Source organism: Pseudomonas sp. B21-015 (genome assembly GCF_024749285.1).
GTDB lineage: Bacteria > Pseudomonadota > Gammaproteobacteria > Pseudomonadales > Pseudomonadaceae > Aquipseudomonas.
This window is the reverse complement of sequence record NZ_CP087196.1, coordinates 5639510-5655586: the sequence shown is the minus strand read 5'-3', so window position 1 is coordinate 5655586 and position 16077 is coordinate 5639510. Positions and strand designations below refer to the sequence as shown.

Sequence of the window (16077 nt, the reverse complement as noted above, 5' to 3'; positions counted from 1 at the left end):
GCAGTGGGATCAGTGACTGGCCGCCATGACCGCTTCACCGACCGTTTTCCAGGCCGTGGCCGGGCTGTCGTTTTTGAGCGCCGTGGCATTGAGCAGGGCGGCTGCGCCAAGCCCTGTGGCTTTGCAGGTTTTATGGCAGCGCATGACCCAATCGATGTCCTTCATTGTTCGGGCCTTTGCAAGATCCAGCCGCGCGGTCAGTACGGTGACCTCAGTCGTCGTCCAGTTCAGAAGCTGGGCCAGGCGGTCATTGATGGCGGGTGTTGTGGAAGCGGAGTCGTTGGCGAATTCCAGGTAGCTCAGAAGGCTTTCCTCTGTCTGCTGGTAGGTCACCCTGCAATGGTTGAAACGATCGAGCAGGTACAGGCTGCTGAGCGTCAGTGTCAGTGCTGTGTTCTGCTTATCCAGCAAGTGCGGGCGGTGCAGGAACACGCGCAAAGCCCTGTTGCTCAATTGCAGTCGGACAGCGGCCTCGGCGTGGCGTAAAACCGGACGCAGTATCTTGTGAAGGTTGAGTGGTTCTTCTGTTTGCAGAGCAGCGACGAGGACCTGGTGTACAGAGGTTTGCGCCCAAACCAACACCCCCTTTGCACAATTCATGGGCAGCAGAGTGGTTTCCTGCAAAAACTTCTCGATCAGATGCTGCTGTCGATCATGGGCCAGTAGTAGAAGGCGTTTGAGTTTCTGCTTGCAGTCGGCCTGGAGCTTCAGGTTTTTGCCGGAGTTGGCATCCAGCTTTAACGCATCGACGACGTTGTCCAGCTCAGCGGCCAGCTTCTGTGGAACATCGTCATTGATTGCCGATGCGAAAGCTTTCACCAGGCCTGTTGTATCGAGCAGGGTTCGAGCCAGCGTTGTGCGCCAGCTGATATTTTCCGGCAATGACAATGCTGCCAACTCTTGTGGTGTTACTGCGCACTGGAGCGTCTCGGCGCGCAGTTTGGTGAGGTGCTGCTGCAAATCTCCCGGGGCATGATCGTTGTCGGTCGTCGGCTCAAGAAGTTGTTGCAGTTTGGGGATGTCGTAGACCGACTCCTTGATCCAGCGGGTAATCCAGTCCATTTGCATCAGCACGTCGAGCAGGTTGAATGCATCAAGCCCCTGGTGTTCCTCTTCTCTCAGGGTGACAGTCAGGTAGGTAGTCGTTATGTCTATGTTATTGCGCGGTGTTGTGATCAGCTGAACATACACAGGGTTTCGGCGCAGGAGTTCATCAAGGGTGCCACCCTTGAACTGGATGACAGCCTCTTCCAGAGTCGTTTCTTTATTTGCGCTAACGGTCGGGATCTGGCTGATGCTGATAAAGGGGAGATCCCCGGCTTGAGTCGGGGTCATCAGGACGCGGAACTCATTGATTGTGTCTTTCCTGGCGAACCGTGACGTGTTCATCCGCAGGGTTGACCCGCAAAGCAGGTCAGAATATTGCGCATCACCTTGTGCCGACAGCCGAAAGCGTACGCTCAGCTCGGCATTTTCAACGTCTTTGCTGGCTTTTATTCGAAGGCGGCGCATACCTGAGTCGCCACTCGCCAGGCATCTGAAAATGGATTCCCCGCCCAGCAAACTTGCCAGCGTTGAACTCTCGGCAATCGAAAGGCCGAACATTCGGGCAATGCGTGCCTGCCGATAAATCGATGAGAGTGTGGGCAAGTCACACTTGAGCGAGCCAAGGAATTTCTCCGTGTTTTTGACGACTCGCAAGAGCGAGTCTTCGGTCAAAGGCAGGCCAAGGCAGGCGCTCAAGTGCTGGAGAATGGTGTGCGAGACAGGATCCGAGTCATCCGCCTTGAAGGCGCGACCATCGAGTATCAAGGGTGTATCGAACAGCCGGGCCTGGTTGAATAGCTGATCGAACAGGGCGGTGTGATCGCCGCAGGCATAGGGTGACATCTGGTGCAGCAGCGCCCCGAACTCCTCGGCCGAGAGGGAGTACCGGCGGTTCAGATAGCGATAGACCCCGAGGGCACGCATGACATGGCGATCGAGCTGCATCGATGTATTGAGTGGCCGTTGCGATTCAAAAACGCTGCAGATCAGCGTATCCAGTTCGGTGAACGGGATATCGAGCCAGCGTTGAAGGCGGATGATTCGATGCAAGCGTTCGAGTCGTTCCGCGGTCGCGTTAGTGATTTCCCCGGGCCTTTCGCCTCTGTCCAGAAACATGATGCTGGCGTTGTCAGCGACAGAACCGTTTACGTAACGGGCTCCATAGGGCTGGGAATAAGGCGCCGACAATGAGTAGTGAGGCGATGTGCGTGGTGCATATTTGCCTTGCGCCAGCAATGCCTCCATTTGTTCGGCTTCAAGTTCGGTTCGCTCCAGAAAGATGTTTATTTTCTTCAGGTCGGAAGTTGACGCGGTGCCGTAGATGTCTTTCCAGTTGTTCTTTTCCTCGGGGGGGAGATGAGTGTTCGCCGTATCTGTCAGCAGTGCCTGCCGTTTTGGGCCAAGCCCGGACATCAGCATTTGAGCTTCGGCAGAGGAGGCGCTCAGCACACTGCCATAGAGCGTATTGAGGCTCTGGGTGACGGGAAGATTGTCGCTGACGAGGTAGTTCAGCTCTCCCAGCGCCGTTTTTTTTGCGCCAAGGCCCAACAGGCACTGATGGTGGAAAAACTCATACGGAAGGGCGAAGGGGTAGCGCGTTTGCGCCAGCACTTCATAGGTCGATTTGCCTTTGTCGTCAGTGGACTCCAGCCCTGCCTGAATACTTTTGTCCAGAATGTCGTTGACAATCTTGAGCATCGGTTGCGCAGTGAAAGTGCTTTGCTGATCAATCGAGAGCTTTGCCAGATCGGGGCGCCGTTTGCCCAACAGGATTCGGTTGTCTTTTTCAGGCACCGATTCCGAGACGCTGGATTCCAGTTGCAGGGCAAACAGGTACAGCGCTCTGAGGTAGGCGACCGGTGAGTCGATGGCGGCGATCGAATCGACTTTGCAGGCGTCGTTCCAGTTCTCCTTGAACAGATTGGTGTAAGTGGGGCCTTGGTTCTCGATAGCGCGAATGCCTGGAGGGTGCCACTGGTGCTGTACGTTTGCGTCTGAAGTTTGCTGCTCCCGATACAGGTGGCTGATCTGGGCGGCGAGGCATTTGACGTTGTCGTAGAGCGTTCTTGTGTCAATGCTGGACGCGTGATCTTTGAGCGGGCTGTTTTGGATTGCAGTATTGAAGCGATCCTTGAATTCGGCTTCGGTGAGCCGAGTGATGTCGAATACTGAGGTGAGTTTCAGCGTGTCTTTAAAAAACTTTTCAAGTGCTGCTTTTGTTTGCTCGGTGCCGTAGGCCCCGAGCAGTGACTGGAGTAAGGGATTGTCGTCCATGCCGATGAGCCTCCTTTGATAGAGCTGACGACACTACGACATGGCATGGGGGAGCGCTGTCAGCCACTCCATGGGGCGGGGGCCAGAACTTTCGCTGCTTGGCTGGGGAAGGGGGAAGGGGAAACTGTAGGATTTTCAAACACGGTATGGCCGGACGTCCCCGAGATCCCCGCCAGTACCGGCACTGACGGGGCAAGGGCGCAGGCTTTATACCCGGAAGTGACTCACCATCATCTGCAACTGATTGCCCAGCCGCGCCAGTTCAACACTGGACGCAGCGGTTTCGTCGCTGGCGGCGGCGGTCTGTTCGGACACGTCGCGGACGTTGATGATGCTGCGGCTGATCTCTTCGGCCACGGCGCTTTGTTGCTCGGCGGCGGCGGCGATCTGCTGGTTCATCGACTGGATGTTGGACACCGTGCGGGTGATGTTTTCCAGTGATACGCCAGCCTTGCGGGTCAGCGCCACGCTGCTGTCGGTCAGGGTGCGGCTGTTGTTCATCACCGCCGACACTTGTTGAGTGCCGTTCTGCAAGCCGGCCACCAGGCCTTCGATTTCCTCGGTGGATTTCTGCGTACGCTGCGCCAGGCCACGGACTTCGTCGGCCACCACGGCAAAACCACGACCGGCTTCACCGGCGCGAGCGGCTTCGATGGCGGCGTTGAGGGCCAGCAGGTTGGTCTGTTCGGCCACGGCCTTGATCACGTCCATGACGCTGCCGATCTTGTCGCTTTCCTTCTGCAACACGCTCATGGCTTCGGTGGAGCGCTCCACTTCGCTGGCCAGGCGTTCGATCTGGGCGATGGCTTCGTTGACCACTTTGTCGCCTTCGCGAGCTTCGCCGTCAGCGGCGGCTGCGGCCCGGGAGGCTTCTTCGGCGTTGCGTGCGACTTCCTGCACGGTGGCCGTCATCTCGTGCATGGCGGTGGCCACCTGATCGGTTTCCACTTTCTGGCTGTTCACACCCGCGCTGGTTTGCTCGGTCACGGCTGACAGCTCTTCGGCGGCGCTGGCGATCTGGGTGACGCCGTCGCGTATGCCGCTGATCAAGTCCCGCAGGGTCACGCCCATACGCGCGATGCCTTGCTGCAACACGCCGAGTTCGTCACGGCGAGTCACTTTGATGTCCTGAGACAGATCGCCACCGGCGATGCGCTCGACCACTGCCAGGGTATCGCGCAACGGGCCTGTGATCTGGCGGGTGATGAGCACGGCGGCAACGATGCCCACCAGCAACGCCAGCAAGGTGCTGATCAGTTGCAGCGTGCGGGCCTGGGCGCTTTCGGCATCACGGCGGTCGAGCTGGAATTGATACAGCTGATCGCTCAGGGTCACGATGGCGGCGCCCTGATCGGTCATTTCCTTGCGCGCCTGCACCGCATCGCTGTTGACGGCTTTGTAAGCCTGCAAGGCGCTGCGGTAGTTGCTCAGCGCGGTTTCCAGCTGGCGCAGGGCGTCTTGCTGGGTCTCGGCGAAATACACGTTCAGTGGCGTCAGGCTGGCGATGGCCACATCCAGTTGGCCGACGGCTTTTTGCTCGGTCTCGGCGTTGGTGTTGGCGGTGTAGCCGCGCACTTCGTAGCGGGCCAGCATGAACGCTTCCTTGGCGGCGGTGATGGCCTGGAACTGTTCGAAGCGCTGATCGCTCAAGGGCATTTGCTTTACACGGGTATTGATCGCGTCGATCAGCTTGCTGGCGGTTTCGGCATTGGCGCCCATGGCGTCGCGGGCGCTGTTGCCGGTGCGGTACGCGCTGCGCATCTTGTTCAGCGACGTCTGATAAGCGGCGATGGTCGCGGCCTGCTCTTTGAGCATTTTGACGTTTTCAGGGTTTTTGAAGCTGCCCAACAGTGCTGTTTGCTGAGCAACAAAACTGTCCAGGGTGGTCTGCACATTCTGTGCGGCGGTTTCGTCACCGTTGGTCAGCATGTATTGCAGGCGAACCACGCGCAGCTTGGTCAGGCCGGCGTTGAGCTGAGTGATGTCGCTCATCCAGTTGCTGCGGTCAATCAACCCGCCCAGGCTGGTCCAGCCGGTCAGGGCGAGTACGCAGGTCAGGGCCAGGACCAGGCCGAATCCCAGGCCCAGCTTCAGGTTCACGCTGATGTTGCCGAACCAGCTATTCATCAAATTCCTCCAGGAACGTTGCGCTTTTGATCGTCGGTTGGCTGGAAGATTTTTGTTATTAGGAGCCAGCAAGGTATGTAACAGGTATATATCGGCAGCAATTCCGAGAGCTGAATGGATTTTGTCGGGCAGATGCTTGTAATAAGGTTTTCAGGCCGTTCTTAAGCTTTTTTTCACATGGGTTTCACCGGATGCCAACGCGAGGCTCTCTACTCTCGCGGCTTTGTATGATTGTGATGCATGCTGGCGAGGCGGCTAGACGTGGAATTGAGACTGAGTCTGTTCGGGGTAAAACGCTCGATCGATCTGAGCCGCTTGGCCCGTTATCGAAACGCAGCGGTCATCGTGGCCTCGCTGCTGCTGGTGATTCCCCTGACCGTGTGGCTACTGCGACCCGCCGCTGTCCCGGACCTGGCCCATGGCAATGTGACGGGGGCCCGCGCGTTGGCTGCCGGCTGGGCCAAGGGCGACATGATCGTGCTGGTGCGTCACGTCGAGCGCTGCGATCACTCCACCGCAGCCTGCCTGATTGGTAACGATGGCATTACGGATCGCTCACGCAGCGTGGCGGCGAGTGTCGGCGCGCGGTTTGAACATCTGGGCCTGGGCAGAGCCGACATCTATAACAGTCCGATCATCCGTGCGGCACAGACCTCGAGTTACATGTTCAACAAGGTCGGCGTCGGCGAAGACTGGTTGATCAACTGCAAGGGCACCATGTTGCGCGATGCCCTGGCACATAAAGTGGCCGGGCGTAACCTGATTCTGGTGACCCACAGCGAGTGCATGGCGCAACTCGAAAAAGACCTCAAGCTGCCAACTGCTACGCTCGGCTACGGCGCCTCTCTGTTTATCTCCGCTGAAAAACCTCAGGCACCACGCATGCTCGGTTCCATTGAAGCCTCTGACTGGCATTCGGTGAGCACCGAATGAGCTTCTTCATCATCCCTCTGGATCAGGACGTACGATGCTGACTTCTTCCCGTTACCGCTTTTACTGGGTGAACTTTGGTATTCCACTGGCCTGCGCGGTCGTGGTGTTCCTGCTGTTTGACATGACTAAAATCGACATCGCCTTCAGCGATCTTTTTTATGATCCGGTGACCCAAGTGTTCCCGTTGGAGCATGTCCGTCTGTTCGAGCAGATCACCCATAAATGGGCGCGGATCATCCCGAACTGGACTGGTGAGGTCGCGATCATCGGTGCCTTGCTGTCGTTTCTCTGGCCGCGATTGAAGGCTGAAAAGCATTCGAAGATCATCGCGTTCCTGGAAAAAATCAAAGTTGCGCCGGTACTTCGGTTCGCTACCAAACACCGTCGGGACTTCCTGTATGTGGTGTTCGCGTTTTCCATCAGTACCGGCGTTATCCACTACCTCAAGGGCCACACCAGTGTGTATTGCCCGGTCGAAACAACCCAGTACGCCGGGAAAATCGAACACAAGGAGTGGTACCAGAACTTCGACCTGCTGAAAGTCGCCGGCGACGGTCGCTGCTGGCCGGGTGGGCATGCGTCGGGCGGCTTCACGATGCTCGCGCTGTACTTCGTGGCTCGCCGCTACCGCTGGCGGTACGCCAAAGCGGTGATGTACGGCTCGCTGCTGCTCGGTTTCGTCTACGGCACGACACGGGTTCTACAAGGCTGGCACTACATGTCCCACACCTTCTGGGCCGGGATCTTCGTGTGGCTGACGTGTTTGCTGACAGCATTGGCGTTCTATGGGCGGGCGCGGCTGGAGCTGCCGTTGTTGCAGAAGGATGCGCTCCCCGTCGTTGAGCCGTTTACAGGGTTACAAAGTGGTAAGCCTGACGTCCCAGCTTCATGGTGATCGAAACAATGTGAGTTGCACCCCTGAGTGGCAGCGTCCGTCCTGGCGCTGTTACTGTCTGACGTCATGGAGTTTGTATTTAAGGACGATGCAATGGAGCTTGCGCTGACGGTGGGCACTCACACATTGAGATTGAGCGCCCCTGACCCCGAATGGTGTAAAGCGTTGCAGCACGCGCTGAATGCCAGTTTTACCGCCCATTGCGAATTTCTACCCTGGGCCAAACCCTACACCACCGAGGACGAGGCCCGATCGTTCCTCGCACGGGCGGTCGAAGAATTCAAAAGCGAAACCGGTGAGCGGCGGCTGTTCATCGTCGACGATACCGCGCACGCGATCATCGGCTGCATTGGCTTGAAGCCCCGGCGCCGTAGCCGATATGTCGTTGGCTACTGGGTCAATACCGAGTATTCGGGCAAGGGCTATATGCGCACGGCGCTTGAAGCGTTGATTAAAAGCATGCCCGGTTTCACGTTTTACCTGACCATCGCCTCGGCCAATGTGGCGAGCCAGCGACTGGCCGAAGCGACTGGTTTTGGTTTGATCAGAAGGTGTTATCAGAGGCCTTGTTTGCAGCCGCATGAGGAGCAGGATACGTATTTGTATCGGTTGAAATGATTGTGGGTGCGGTCACTTGAACTGACCGTTAACCAAATCGCAGACAAAAAAAAGCCCGCGGGAGGGCGGGCAAACCGTAGTTTCTTGAATGAGCGAGGGGAATGTACAGGTTGGAGGGCGGTGATGGGGTGAAGAAAAATTCATGTGGATGGCTACCCTCCGGCGTGTCCGGTACCTCAGCTGTTTAAGGTAAATGGATCCGCCGCCAATCGGCCTCTGGATTGCGAATTTTCTGTCATTCCGGCAGCCATGCCGACCCTGGAAGAACTTGGTGAGCTGTTCTAAATGAAAATGGCCTCGCTCAAAGTCAGTACCCCCGAAGGGAGCAGCGGCCGAATCCTCACCAGCGCGGAGGATTTCATTTTCCGCTACGACGAAGATGCATTGCCCAACATGGCAATCAGCTTGACGATGCCCGTTCGCCCCGACGAATTTCGCCGACGAGACCTGCACCCTATCTTTCAGATGAACTTGCCGGAAGGCTACGTGCTGGAGCTGCCATCCAAAAAGCGGCGGCGCCATTTGCACTGACTTTTGGGTAGCAATCCATTTGCACGGGCTCGGCGAAAAATCGTTGCTGAGCGTACTCAACAGTAAGTTACACAAAGTGAAACCTTCTGTAGAGTCATGGGCATGCAGTCACACTCAAAACCCAACCAGCTAATGGTTTGCGGCATCAGCAAAAATGGGCGACCTCTATAAGGCCGCCCATTTTGCTTTTCTACGCAGAAACCTGCGTCTGTAACCGTCGCGTGTATCGATCCATGACAAAACCTTCATTTGATCAACGAGCGCGATCACTCAGTGAAAAACGGGAGGCTTGCCCACGGCCACCGACCCGTTCGGATCGAGGTTCTCCCGCGCTCGGTTGACCAAAAGCTCGGTCAACATTGTCAACTGCTGAAGAGCCAGCGCCACATTGCGCTGCGAGCCTTCGAGTTGGTTGGCAAAGTCCAAAGTCATGACGTTGAGGGACGCCAGGGTCTCGCTGGCATGAGCGAGCAGGGTGGTCGTATCGACGTCGGGGCGGACGCTGAAGATGTTCCTGTTCGGGTTGCGCCGGCGGGCGCTGACGGTGCGTTCGGTGGTGTGGGGACGTTGGGTTGGGTCGAGGGTTTCAGGGGCTGAAGTGGCCGGATTTTCAACTAAATGCAGGGTGATTTTTTTCATAAGGGCGTTCCATGGGGTTAGGGATCCTTACGCTGTTTCGGCTTGTCAAAACCGTCCGCAGGGTTTGCAGCGAAGCGTAAAGACTATCGTCCGGAAACCTTGTTCGCCAGTTCATGGAAGTCGCTACGGGTTGCGGGAAATTTCCCAGGATGACGTGGCTCTAATCTGTCAGAGAAATCCTTTTTAGCTACATTCAGCCCGCATAACCCGGAGCGACCATCACCCTTCGAGGCAGGGCTGTCGCCGTGCCTTAACGCTGATTCATCCGATAGGCCGTCGCGCTCCAGTACCGGCTACCATTGCTTTTATGGCGAGTCCATCCGGCAGCCTCCAACCGCTTGGCGATCATTCGATTCATGAATCCATGACCGAGCAGGAGAACCGGCCCTTCGCTGGCAAGCGATTGAAGTTGTTGAGCGGCCGTATTGGCCCGTATTTTAGCCTTGCGGGCAGACTCTACCGTCCCTGAGAAACCGCACAACCATAGGATTCGAAGAATAAATGCCCACGTAAACGGTGAAAGGCGCGGCCGTGTCCATCGCCCATAGGGCAACTGCGCCTCGCAGAAGATCTCATCTACAAGGCTGGGCTGAAGGCCCAATGCCCGAACGGATGTCAACGCCCGAGGCGCAGTACTCGACACGATCACTTTGGCGGTAGCGGCCACCTCCACACTCGCCTCAGGGGCGAGCTGGTTGATGATTTCGGACAGGTCGTATTGTTCGATCCAGTGTTTCATATCGAGTGATGAAATCTTGTCAATCACAGCCAGATTCGGCTGGCCATGACGCATTAAGATGATTTCCCTTTCCATTGTAATCACGTCCTTGTCTGGGGCCCGGCGAGTGCAAAGGATGCACGCGCCGTTCCCGGGTTGCTCATAAGTCGTTTATGACTGCGCTATCTCGATGGCGGGTTGTACCCATTGACAATAATGGGTGCGAGAACCAAATCCGGCCGTGGGCACTTGGGCGGTCTTGAAGGCGTCAGCTTTCATAATCATCGAGGCTCGGCGAGGCTGGAATCTTAGCCCCGCGACGCCAATACACTGATCCTATTTTTGGCTGAGTGCCGCTATCGATACTCCAGAAGCAACGAAGGTGAGTCCTGCCCCTACGTTCAGGCCATTTACCAGTCGTGGCCTCTGACGCAAGAATCGGGACAGTGCAGAGGCAAATACGCCCATCAGTGCGAATCCCACTGCCGTAAGTGCGGCGAACCATATGCCGTACACCAGCATCTGCACGCTCACTGAGCCGCGTTGTGGGTCGACGAACTGCGGGATGAACGCAAGGACGAAAAACCCAGGCTTCGGATTGAGTGCTGCCGAGAGTAATCCTGTGAGGAAAATGCTCGGCAGTGATTGCCGAGTCGCTGGCTGGAAGCTGATCAGGCTACGAGAGCGCAGGACTTTTATGCCAAGCCAAAGTAGATAACCTGCACCGATGAGCTTGATGACCCAGAAGGCAACTGCGGACGTCTGCATAAGCAAAGTCAGCCCTAGCGAAGCGGTTGCCACATGAAAGAGAATTCCCGCCCCAGATGCCATGCCCGATACGATAGCGGCTATCTTGCCCTGACTGAGTCCTCGGCCTACGGCCAGCAGATTGTCCGGGCCTGGTGCGAGTACCAACAGCAAGCACGCGGCAGTATAGGCAAGCCAAATATTGATCGGAAACACGGCATTCTCCTTAAGCTTCACCGAGGCATCCATCCTCATGTAGCGCACAGACTGTGCCCGTACCAGATTGCAAAGTCAAAGCCACTGCATTTGAGAAAATGTGTTGACCGAATGGTTGTTGCGGCACACTGCCGTCCCTCTCAGTTGCTCAGTGTGAGTGCCTGTGATGGATATCGGGATAGTGCGGATGACTGTGTTGGATGGGAGCGTGGTCATGTAAATGGCTATGAGGTTGAGTGCCGTCCCACTCAAAGGCATGTTCATGTTGATGGTGCTCATCGTGAACATGCGGATGGTCATGGGTTTGCGGATCGTGTTGGTGCTCGTGAGAATGGCTCTCGGTAAGGTGTATCCAGACGCCAAGCCCCATCAGGCCTGCTGCAACCCAAAACACCCACGTCACTGCTTCGCCTAACAACAGGATTGAAATGGCGGCCCCCAAGAACGGTGCAGTAGAGAAGTACGCACCTGTGCGTGCTGTTCCAAGCCCCCGTAAAGCCAAAACGAATAGCACCAGGCTAACGCCGTAGCCTAAAAAGCCGACGAGTAGTGTTGGCCCTAGCAGAGACCATTCAGGGAGATGCATGCCAAGAGCAATCCCTAAAACGCAGTTGACGACCCCGGCGACCAATCCTTTGATACCAGCGATGAACAATGCATCCGATGCGGAAACTTTCCGGGTCAGGTTGTTATCGATGGCCCAGCAAAAACATGCAATCGCCACGGCGACCGGGCCAACCCAACCATGGGTCTGTGCGGAAGTTTGAGGCCAGCCCAAGAGCACGCCACCCGCCACTATAGCGATCATTCCAGCGACGATCCGCCGGTCGGCGTTCTCCTTGAACACCACCCAGGCAAGCAGAGCGGTTAACACCGCTTCAAGGTTTAGCAACAGCGAAGCCGTGGTACCCGATGTGAGGGTAAGGCCGAACATTAAAGACACCGGCCCCAGCACCCCGCCGAACGCGATAGCGCCAATGAGCCATGGCCATTCGGATATTGTTAAGCCGACAGGCTGCCAGCCGCGATCACGGATCAGCCTGGTGACCGTGAGACCCAAGCCGCTTCCCAGGTAAAGCAAACCGGCGAGCAAGACGGGGGAAACGTTCAGCCCCAGGACCTTGGCAAGCGGTGTACTGGCACCAAAGAGGGCTGCAGCACCCAAGGCGTATAAAACGCTTTTGTTCATCATCTGTTCCGTAGCCAAAGGCAATATTGAGAAACACGATACTCGTCATGCATCGATAGCGCATTGAATCGAATCCACAAAAAAGGCACCTGCGAGAGGCTCGTCAGGTGCCTTTTTACGTTGGGGCGCGGCAACGATGTCCTATGCCGGATTCGTTAAGACGCTGAAACCTGCCTCTGCAACCGTCGCCCCACCACATCCAGTAAATCGCAACCATCGCGCAACGAAGTCACCAACACCCGCGCCAGTTCACTGTGAACGCCTTCGTTCACAGCGAAACTCTCCAGCAATTGAGTCGCGGTGCGGATGCGGTAGGCCGCCGTTTCATGCAGCACATCCAGCGGCGCTTCGGTGTCGATCAGCAGCGACGCGATAGTGCAGTCGATGCCGGTGATCGGCATGTATCGATCCATGACAAAACCTCCATTCGATCAACGAGCGAGCTCACTCAGTGGCAGACGGGCGTGACCGCCGGCATGGGCGAATCGAGGTTGTCCAGCGCTCGATTGATCAACATCTCGGCCAGCACGGCCAGTTGCTGCATCGCCAATGCCACGTTGCGATGCGAGCCTTCGAGCTGATCGGCCAGGTCGGTGGTCATGACGTTCAGGGAGGCCAGGGTTTCGCTGGCGTGAGCGAGCAGGGTGGGGGTGTCGACGTCGGGGAGGATGGTGAAAACATGGCTCACGGGATCGGGCTGTTTCGGGTTGCGCAAGCGGGCGCTGACGGCGCGTTGGGTGGCTTTGGAGAGTTGGGTCAGGTCGAGGGTTTCGGGTTCTGAGGGGGTATCGGATTCTGGAGGGTTGGGGGTGATCTTCTTCATGTTGATGCTCCTACACTAGTTTTGGAGGCGGCCACCCCTCTGCTGTCAAACAGGATTGGGTGGCAGCTGTGCGCGGGTTGACAGACCGGTAGTGTAGGAACCCGGTGCACCCGAAGATGACCCACGCACAGCCGCCATAAACGAGACTGCATGCGCGTGAGCATGCTGCCTGATCAGGAGGAGTGAAAGGTTACACTTTTCGGCCTGTCAAAGCCCAATCGCTGATTTGCAGCGACACCTGAAGGCTATCCTCGACGAGCAGCGCCTGCTAGTTCATGGAAGGCGATACGTTTTGAGGGAAATTTCCTAGGACGGTGAGTGCGAGTCTGTCAGGCAATAAAAAACCCGGCATCTGGCCGGGCTTCTCTTCGATTCTATGCAGGTCTATCAGGCTTGCTTTGCCTCGGCCTGCATCATCACGAGGTTTTGTTGCTTGGTCGCCTCGGTCAAAACTTCACTGTAAACGCGCTTTTTTTTGCTCTGACTTCGCGTTACGAATAAAGTCGGCAAATGGGCTTTTAACACCCTTGGCTAAGCCTAGCTTAATCGAAATCATGAATGCGCTCCTGATGGTAACCCGAGCTCGGCCGCTAGATCGGCCCGCGTGTGGCGCTCAGGTATGTGGTAGTCAATTTTATCGACACCAGCCTTGTAAAGTCGTCCCGAGTTGTCAACTGTTGCCTCCACCGGCGCCGCAAGAATGAAAAGGCTATTGATTGCTGCAGTGTTGGCGGTATTGGCTGTGCTCTACGTCGGCTACTACGAAGCCCTTGAAGATGGCGACATTGAGACCATTCCGTTCATCAAGAAACACCCCACGTTCCAGATGAAGTTTTACAACATTCACGCCAACGATGGAGAGATCAGGCACGTCGAACGACTCACGGACGAAGAGCGAAAGTGGATCATTGACTACTGCCGGTATCGGCTGGGAATCGATACGGATCTGAAAACGCAGAGCGATATTGAGATGTGCAGAAAAAAATAAAGTCATCAGGTAGAAAGAGAAAAGGGCCTTTAAAGGCCCTTTTTCAGTATTCCGGTTTTCTTATTTGCTCAGCCTGCTTTCAAAAAAACGTACGCGCCCGGCAATCCCGTCTTGCGGTGTGGCTTCGCCGCACCGAATATCGCGATAACCCTGGCCAGCGCCGTTTCAGTGCCGGCGCGCATATCCATGGGCTCGGTGGCGAGCCAGATGGCATCGATGCGGATCATCGCAACAAGTCTCGAAGGAATACGGCGCAGGCAGCAGCACTATCGGTTGGCCAGTTCACTTTGGCAGTGCCGCGCGGGTGCAGGCCGCTGCATGCCACATATAGCCGTGACTGGAGGCTTTCGCGGGAAGTTCCCTGAACGTATTTCCTTGAATCTCGACCTCCCGATGTATATGAAAGAACTTCTCTCTATTACTTGCCCGTCAACTCACAACAATAATCTTCGAAACCAGCTCCGCGCTGTTCTTGGCCTGTAGCTTTTTCATTAGGCGTGCGCGATGGACTTCCACGGTTCTGTGGGAAATCGCCAGTTTTTTTGCCACTTCCTTGCAGGTCAGTCCATTGACGATGTGCATCGAGATTTCTCGTTCGCGGGGCGTGAGGTTTACCGTCGCGTGGTGCGGTCGGTCCATGCGTTCGAAGTGCCAGACCATCAGTTTGAACGGATCGTCCAGAGTCAGGGTATAGCCGTGGGACCTGGCCCAGAACACCTCGCCGCTTTTATGTTGCATGAAGCGTTCATCGGAGTAGGAGCCGCTCTGGCTGTTGAGCAACCAGTTCTGGCTGCGGTTGCCAATGGCCTTGTAGTCCGCCTGGGAGGGGTAGATCAGCAGGGTCAGATGACCCAGAAGCTCCTCGCGAGCGTAACCGAACAGCTCCAGAAATGCCTCGTTGCAGTCGAGCATCACGCGGCTGCCGGTGATGAGCTGCGGGGCGGGTGACACCTGGAACGCCAGACGTTCAAGGTCTTTGAGTTGCTTTGCGAAGACGGTCATTGGGCATCCTGCCTCGACTTACAATCCCTTACTAACGATACCGTGGGTCAGTGCGGTTACTTATGCGAGTACGTAGTTGTACTAACTAGCGAGTGATCCGGACGGTAGGTCATTGTAATGAATACCTGATCCAAGCACAGAAGAAAATCTCGATGCCCCATTCCGTTTCCATCGTCGCTGCCGCTCACTCCCGTTTTGGTCGTCTGGACGGTTCTACGCTGGAAGACCTTATCGTGCAGGTTACCCGCGAAGCCCTGGCGGATGCCGCCATCGACGCCTCAGAAGTCGACGCCCTGTTCCTCGGGCATTTCAATTCGGGGATGGTTGCGGATGGTTTTCCCTCTTCATTGATGCTGCAAGCCGACGCAGGCTTGCGCTTCAAGCCTGCCACCCGCTGTGAAAACGCCTGCGCCTCGGGCTCGGCGGCGATTCACGCGGGGATCAACGCGATCCTTTCAGGCTCTGCTGAGCTGGTGTTGATCGTGGGCGCCGAGAAGATGACTTCCAACTCTACAGCCGAGGTCACCAAGGCCCTGACCGGTGCCGGTTATCAGAACGACGCCCAAGAGGTCGGGCTCAGTTTTCCGCAGTTGTTCGGCCTGGCTGCGCAACAGTACCGTGACCGCTACCAGTGCCCGATGGCATCGATGGCCGCCATCGCCACCAAAAACCACTCCAACGCCATGGCCAACCCCTTGGCGCAGATGCACCGGGTCATGGATTTCGAACATTGCAACAATGTGTCCAAAACCAATCCGTATGTGGCGCAGGCGCTGCGCCTGACCGACTGTTCGCTAATCAGCGATGGGGCTGCCGCCATTGTGCTGGCCTCGTCCAGGCGAGCCAGGCAGTTTCGTCGTGAGGTGCTGATTCGCTCGGTGGCTCAAGTCAACGACTTCCTGCCGATTGCCCAGCGTGACATCATCGCGTTTGAAGGCCCACGGCGCGCGATCTATGCGGCTTTGCGCGAGGCTAATGTCACCTTGGGCGATCTGAGTTTTGCCGAGGTCCATGACTGTTTCACCATTGCCGAACTGCTGATCTACGAAGCCATGGGCCTGGCCCCCAGAGGCGAGGGGCACCGAGCGCTGGATGACGGTATTGTGCGGGTGGGCGGGCGTTTGCCGGTGAACCTGTCTGGCGGGCTCAAGGCCAAGGGGCATCCTGTGGGCGCCACGGGGGTATCGATGCACGCTATGGCCTTTTGGCAGTTGACGGGCGAGCCTGTCGGCCTGGCCGTGCCGAACCCCGAGTTCGGTCTGTTGTTCAACATGGGTGGCATGGCGGTCGCCAATTACGCCTCGGTGCTTCAGGCTCACAGGGCTTGAGC

General features: G+C 56.8%; 16 protein-coding genes and 2 pseudogenes. 7 read left to right on the top strand and 11 right to left on the bottom strand.

The genetic code is table 11. The features are described 5' to 3' along the window. Nucleotides 1-9: 9 nt before the first annotated feature. From LOY38_RS25945 to LOY38_RS30415, 3 genes and pseudogenes are all read right to left on the bottom strand, one after another. Nucleotides 10-3321 (bottom strand): Tc toxin subunit A, encoded by a 3312-nt coding sequence (locus tag LOY38_RS25945; protein WP_258697649.1) that lies wholly within the window; start codon nucleotides 3319-3321, stop codon nucleotides 10-12. 207 nt (nucleotides 3322-3528) lie between these two features. Next, nucleotides 3529-4233 (bottom strand): methyl-accepting chemotaxis protein, encoded by a 705-nt coding sequence (locus LOY38_RS30420; RefSeq protein ID WP_408980640.1) that lies wholly within the window; start codon nucleotides 4231-4233, stop codon nucleotides 3529-3531. Nucleotides 4234-4434: 201 nt separating this feature from the next. Next, a pseudogene (locus LOY38_RS30415) lies at nucleotides 4435-5313 on the bottom strand (methyl-accepting chemotaxis protein); the annotation flags it as partial. Nucleotides 5314-5709: 396 nt separating this feature from the next. Between LOY38_RS30415 and LOY38_RS25935 the strand changes: the two are divergent. From LOY38_RS25935 to LOY38_RS25920, 4 genes and pseudogenes are all read left to right on the top strand, one after another. Beyond that, a complete protein-coding gene (locus LOY38_RS25935) occupies nucleotides 5710-6381 on the top strand; it encodes a histidine phosphatase family protein (protein ID WP_258697647.1) in 672 nt (223 codons plus the stop codon). A gap of 34 nt (nucleotides 6382-6415) precedes the next feature. After that, on the top strand, nucleotides 6416-7276 hold the full coding sequence (locus LOY38_RS25930; RefSeq protein WP_258697646.1) for a phosphatase PAP2 family protein: 861 nt from the start codon (nucleotides 6416-6418) through the stop codon (nucleotides 7274-7276). Nucleotides 7277-7369: 93 nt separating this feature from the next. Next, a complete protein-coding gene (locus tag LOY38_RS25925) occupies nucleotides 7370-7894 on the top strand; it encodes a GNAT family N-acetyltransferase (RefSeq protein ID WP_258697645.1) in 525 nt (174 codons plus the stop codon). Nucleotides 7895-8179: 285 nt separating this feature from the next. Next, a pseudogene (locus tag LOY38_RS25920) lies at nucleotides 8180-8389 on the top strand (HipA N-terminal domain-containing protein); the annotation flags it as partial. Between the two features lie 306 nt (nucleotides 8390-8695). Here the strand turns inward: LOY38_RS25920 and LOY38_RS25915 are convergent. Then, on the bottom strand, nucleotides 8696-9064 hold the full coding sequence (locus LOY38_RS25915; protein WP_258697643.1) for a DUF6124 family protein: 369 nt from the start codon (nucleotides 9062-9064) through the stop codon (nucleotides 8696-8698). Between the two features lie 250 nt (nucleotides 9065-9314). Then, complete coding sequence (locus LOY38_RS25910; RefSeq protein WP_258697642.1) at nucleotides 9315-9878, bottom strand: histidine phosphatase family protein; 564 nt, start codon at nucleotides 9876-9878, stop codon at nucleotides 9315-9317. A gap of 77 nt (nucleotides 9879-9955) precedes the next feature. Between LOY38_RS25910 and LOY38_RS30410 the strand changes: the two genes are divergently transcribed. Further along, the gene (locus LOY38_RS30410) at nucleotides 9956-10045 is read left to right on the top strand and encodes a transposase (RefSeq protein ID WP_408980542.1); all 90 of its coding nucleotides are present in this window, start codon (nucleotides 9956-9958) and stop codon (nucleotides 10043-10045) included. Nucleotides 10046-10118: 73 nt separating this feature from the next. On the opposite strand, the gene LOY38_RS25900 is transcribed toward LOY38_RS30410, so the two are convergent. From LOY38_RS25900 to LOY38_RS25885, 4 genes are all read right to left on the bottom strand, one after another. Beyond that, on the bottom strand, nucleotides 10119-10778 hold the full coding sequence (locus LOY38_RS25900; RefSeq protein WP_258697641.1) for a LysE family translocator: 660 nt from the start codon (nucleotides 10776-10778) through the stop codon (nucleotides 10119-10121). Between the two features lie 115 nt (nucleotides 10779-10893). Next, nucleotides 10894-11934 carry an EamA family transporter gene (locus LOY38_RS25895; RefSeq protein ID WP_309475859.1) on the bottom strand — a complete coding sequence of 347 codons (1041 nt, stop codon included), beginning with the start codon at nucleotides 11932-11934 and terminating at the stop codon, nucleotides 10894-10896. Nucleotides 11935-12089: 155 nt separating this feature from the next. Beyond that, on the bottom strand, nucleotides 12090-12347 hold the full coding sequence (locus tag LOY38_RS25890) for a hypothetical protein (RefSeq protein WP_028939924.1): 258 nt from the start codon (nucleotides 12345-12347) through the stop codon (nucleotides 12090-12092). A gap of 35 nt (nucleotides 12348-12382) precedes the next feature. After that, complete coding sequence (locus LOY38_RS25885) at nucleotides 12383-12757, bottom strand: DUF6124 family protein (protein ID WP_258697639.1); 375 nt, start codon at nucleotides 12755-12757, stop codon at nucleotides 12383-12385. Nucleotides 12758-13457: 700 nt separating this feature from the next. On the opposite strand from LOY38_RS25885, the gene LOY38_RS25880 reads away from it, so the two are divergent. After that, entirely contained in the window at nucleotides 13458-13745 is a 288-nt protein-coding gene (locus tag LOY38_RS25880; RefSeq protein ID WP_258697638.1) for a hypothetical protein, read from the top strand. A gap of 68 nt (nucleotides 13746-13813) precedes the next feature. On the opposite strand, the gene LOY38_RS25875 is transcribed toward LOY38_RS25880, so the two are convergent. Together LOY38_RS25875 and LOY38_RS25870 are read right to left on the bottom strand one after the other, a co-directional pair. Continuing rightward, nucleotides 13814-13972: a hypothetical protein gene (locus LOY38_RS25875; protein ID WP_258697637.1), complete on the bottom strand. Its 159-nt coding sequence runs from the start codon at nucleotides 13970-13972 to the stop codon at nucleotides 13814-13816. Between the two features lie 202 nt (nucleotides 13973-14174). Next, complete coding sequence (locus LOY38_RS25870) at nucleotides 14175-14747, bottom strand: LuxR C-terminal-related transcriptional regulator (RefSeq protein ID WP_258697636.1); 573 nt, start codon at nucleotides 14745-14747, stop codon at nucleotides 14175-14177. 152 nt (nucleotides 14748-14899) lie between these two features. Here LOY38_RS25870 and LOY38_RS25865 point away from each other — a divergent pair, with 152 nt between their 5' ends. Then, the gene (locus LOY38_RS25865; protein ID WP_258697635.1) at nucleotides 14900-16075 is read left to right on the top strand and encodes an acetyl-CoA acetyltransferase; all 1176 of its coding nucleotides are present in this window, start codon (nucleotides 14900-14902) and stop codon (nucleotides 16073-16075) included. Nucleotides 16076-16077 lie beyond the last annotated feature (2 nt).

Bases quoted from the DNA above. Each gene is read 5' to 3' on its own strand.
- LOY38_RS25945 (WP_258697649.1), bottom strand. From the start codon at position 3,321: ATGGACGACAATCCCTTACTCCAGTCACTGCTCGGGGCCTACGGCACC.
- LOY38_RS30420 (WP_408980640.1), bottom strand. From the start codon at position 4,233: ATGACGGCCACCGTGCAGGAAGTCGCACGCAACGCCGAAGAAGCCTCC.
- LOY38_RS25930 (WP_258697646.1), top strand. From the start codon at position 6,416: ATGCTGACTTCTTCCCGTTACCGCTTTTACTGGGTGAACTTTGGTATT.
- LOY38_RS25925 (WP_258697645.1), top strand. From the start codon at position 7,370: ATGGAGCTTGCGCTGACGGTGGGCACTCACACATTGAGATTGAGCGCC.
- LOY38_RS25915 (WP_258697643.1), bottom strand. From the start codon at position 9,064: ATGAAAAAAATCACCCTGCATTTAGTTGAAAATCCGGCCACTTCAGCC.
- LOY38_RS25910 (WP_258697642.1), bottom strand. From the start codon at position 9,878: ATGGAAAGGGAAATCATCTTAATGCGTCATGGCCAGCCGAATCTGGCT.
- LOY38_RS30410 (WP_408980542.1), top strand. From the start codon at position 9,956: ATGACTGCGCTATCTCGATGGCGGGTTGTACCCATTGACAATAATGGG.
- LOY38_RS25900 (WP_258697641.1), bottom strand. From the start codon at position 10,778: ATGGATGCCTCGGTGAAGCTTAAGGAGAATGCCGTGTTTCCGATCAAT.
- LOY38_RS25895 (WP_309475859.1), bottom strand. From the start codon at position 11,934: ATGAACAAAAGCGTTTTATACGCCTTGGGTGCTGCAGCCCTCTTTGGT.
- LOY38_RS25890 (WP_028939924.1), bottom strand. From the start codon at position 12,347: ATGGATCGATACATGCCGATCACCGGCATCGACTGCACTATCGCGTCG.
- LOY38_RS25885 (WP_258697639.1), bottom strand. From the start codon at position 12,757: ATGAAGAAGATCACCCCCAACCCTCCAGAATCCGATACCCCCTCAGAA.
- LOY38_RS25880 (WP_258697638.1), top strand. From the start codon at position 13,458: ATGAAAAGGCTATTGATTGCTGCAGTGTTGGCGGTATTGGCTGTGCTC.
- LOY38_RS25875 (WP_258697637.1), bottom strand. From the start codon at position 13,972: ATGATCCGCATCGATGCCATCTGGCTCGCCACCGAGCCCATGGATATG.
- LOY38_RS25870 (WP_258697636.1), bottom strand. From the start codon at position 14,747: ATGACCGTCTTCGCAAAGCAACTCAAAGACCTTGAACGTCTGGCGTTC.
- LOY38_RS25865 (WP_258697635.1), top strand. From the start codon at position 14,900: ATGCCCCATTCCGTTTCCATCGTCGCTGCCGCTCACTCCCGTTTTGGT.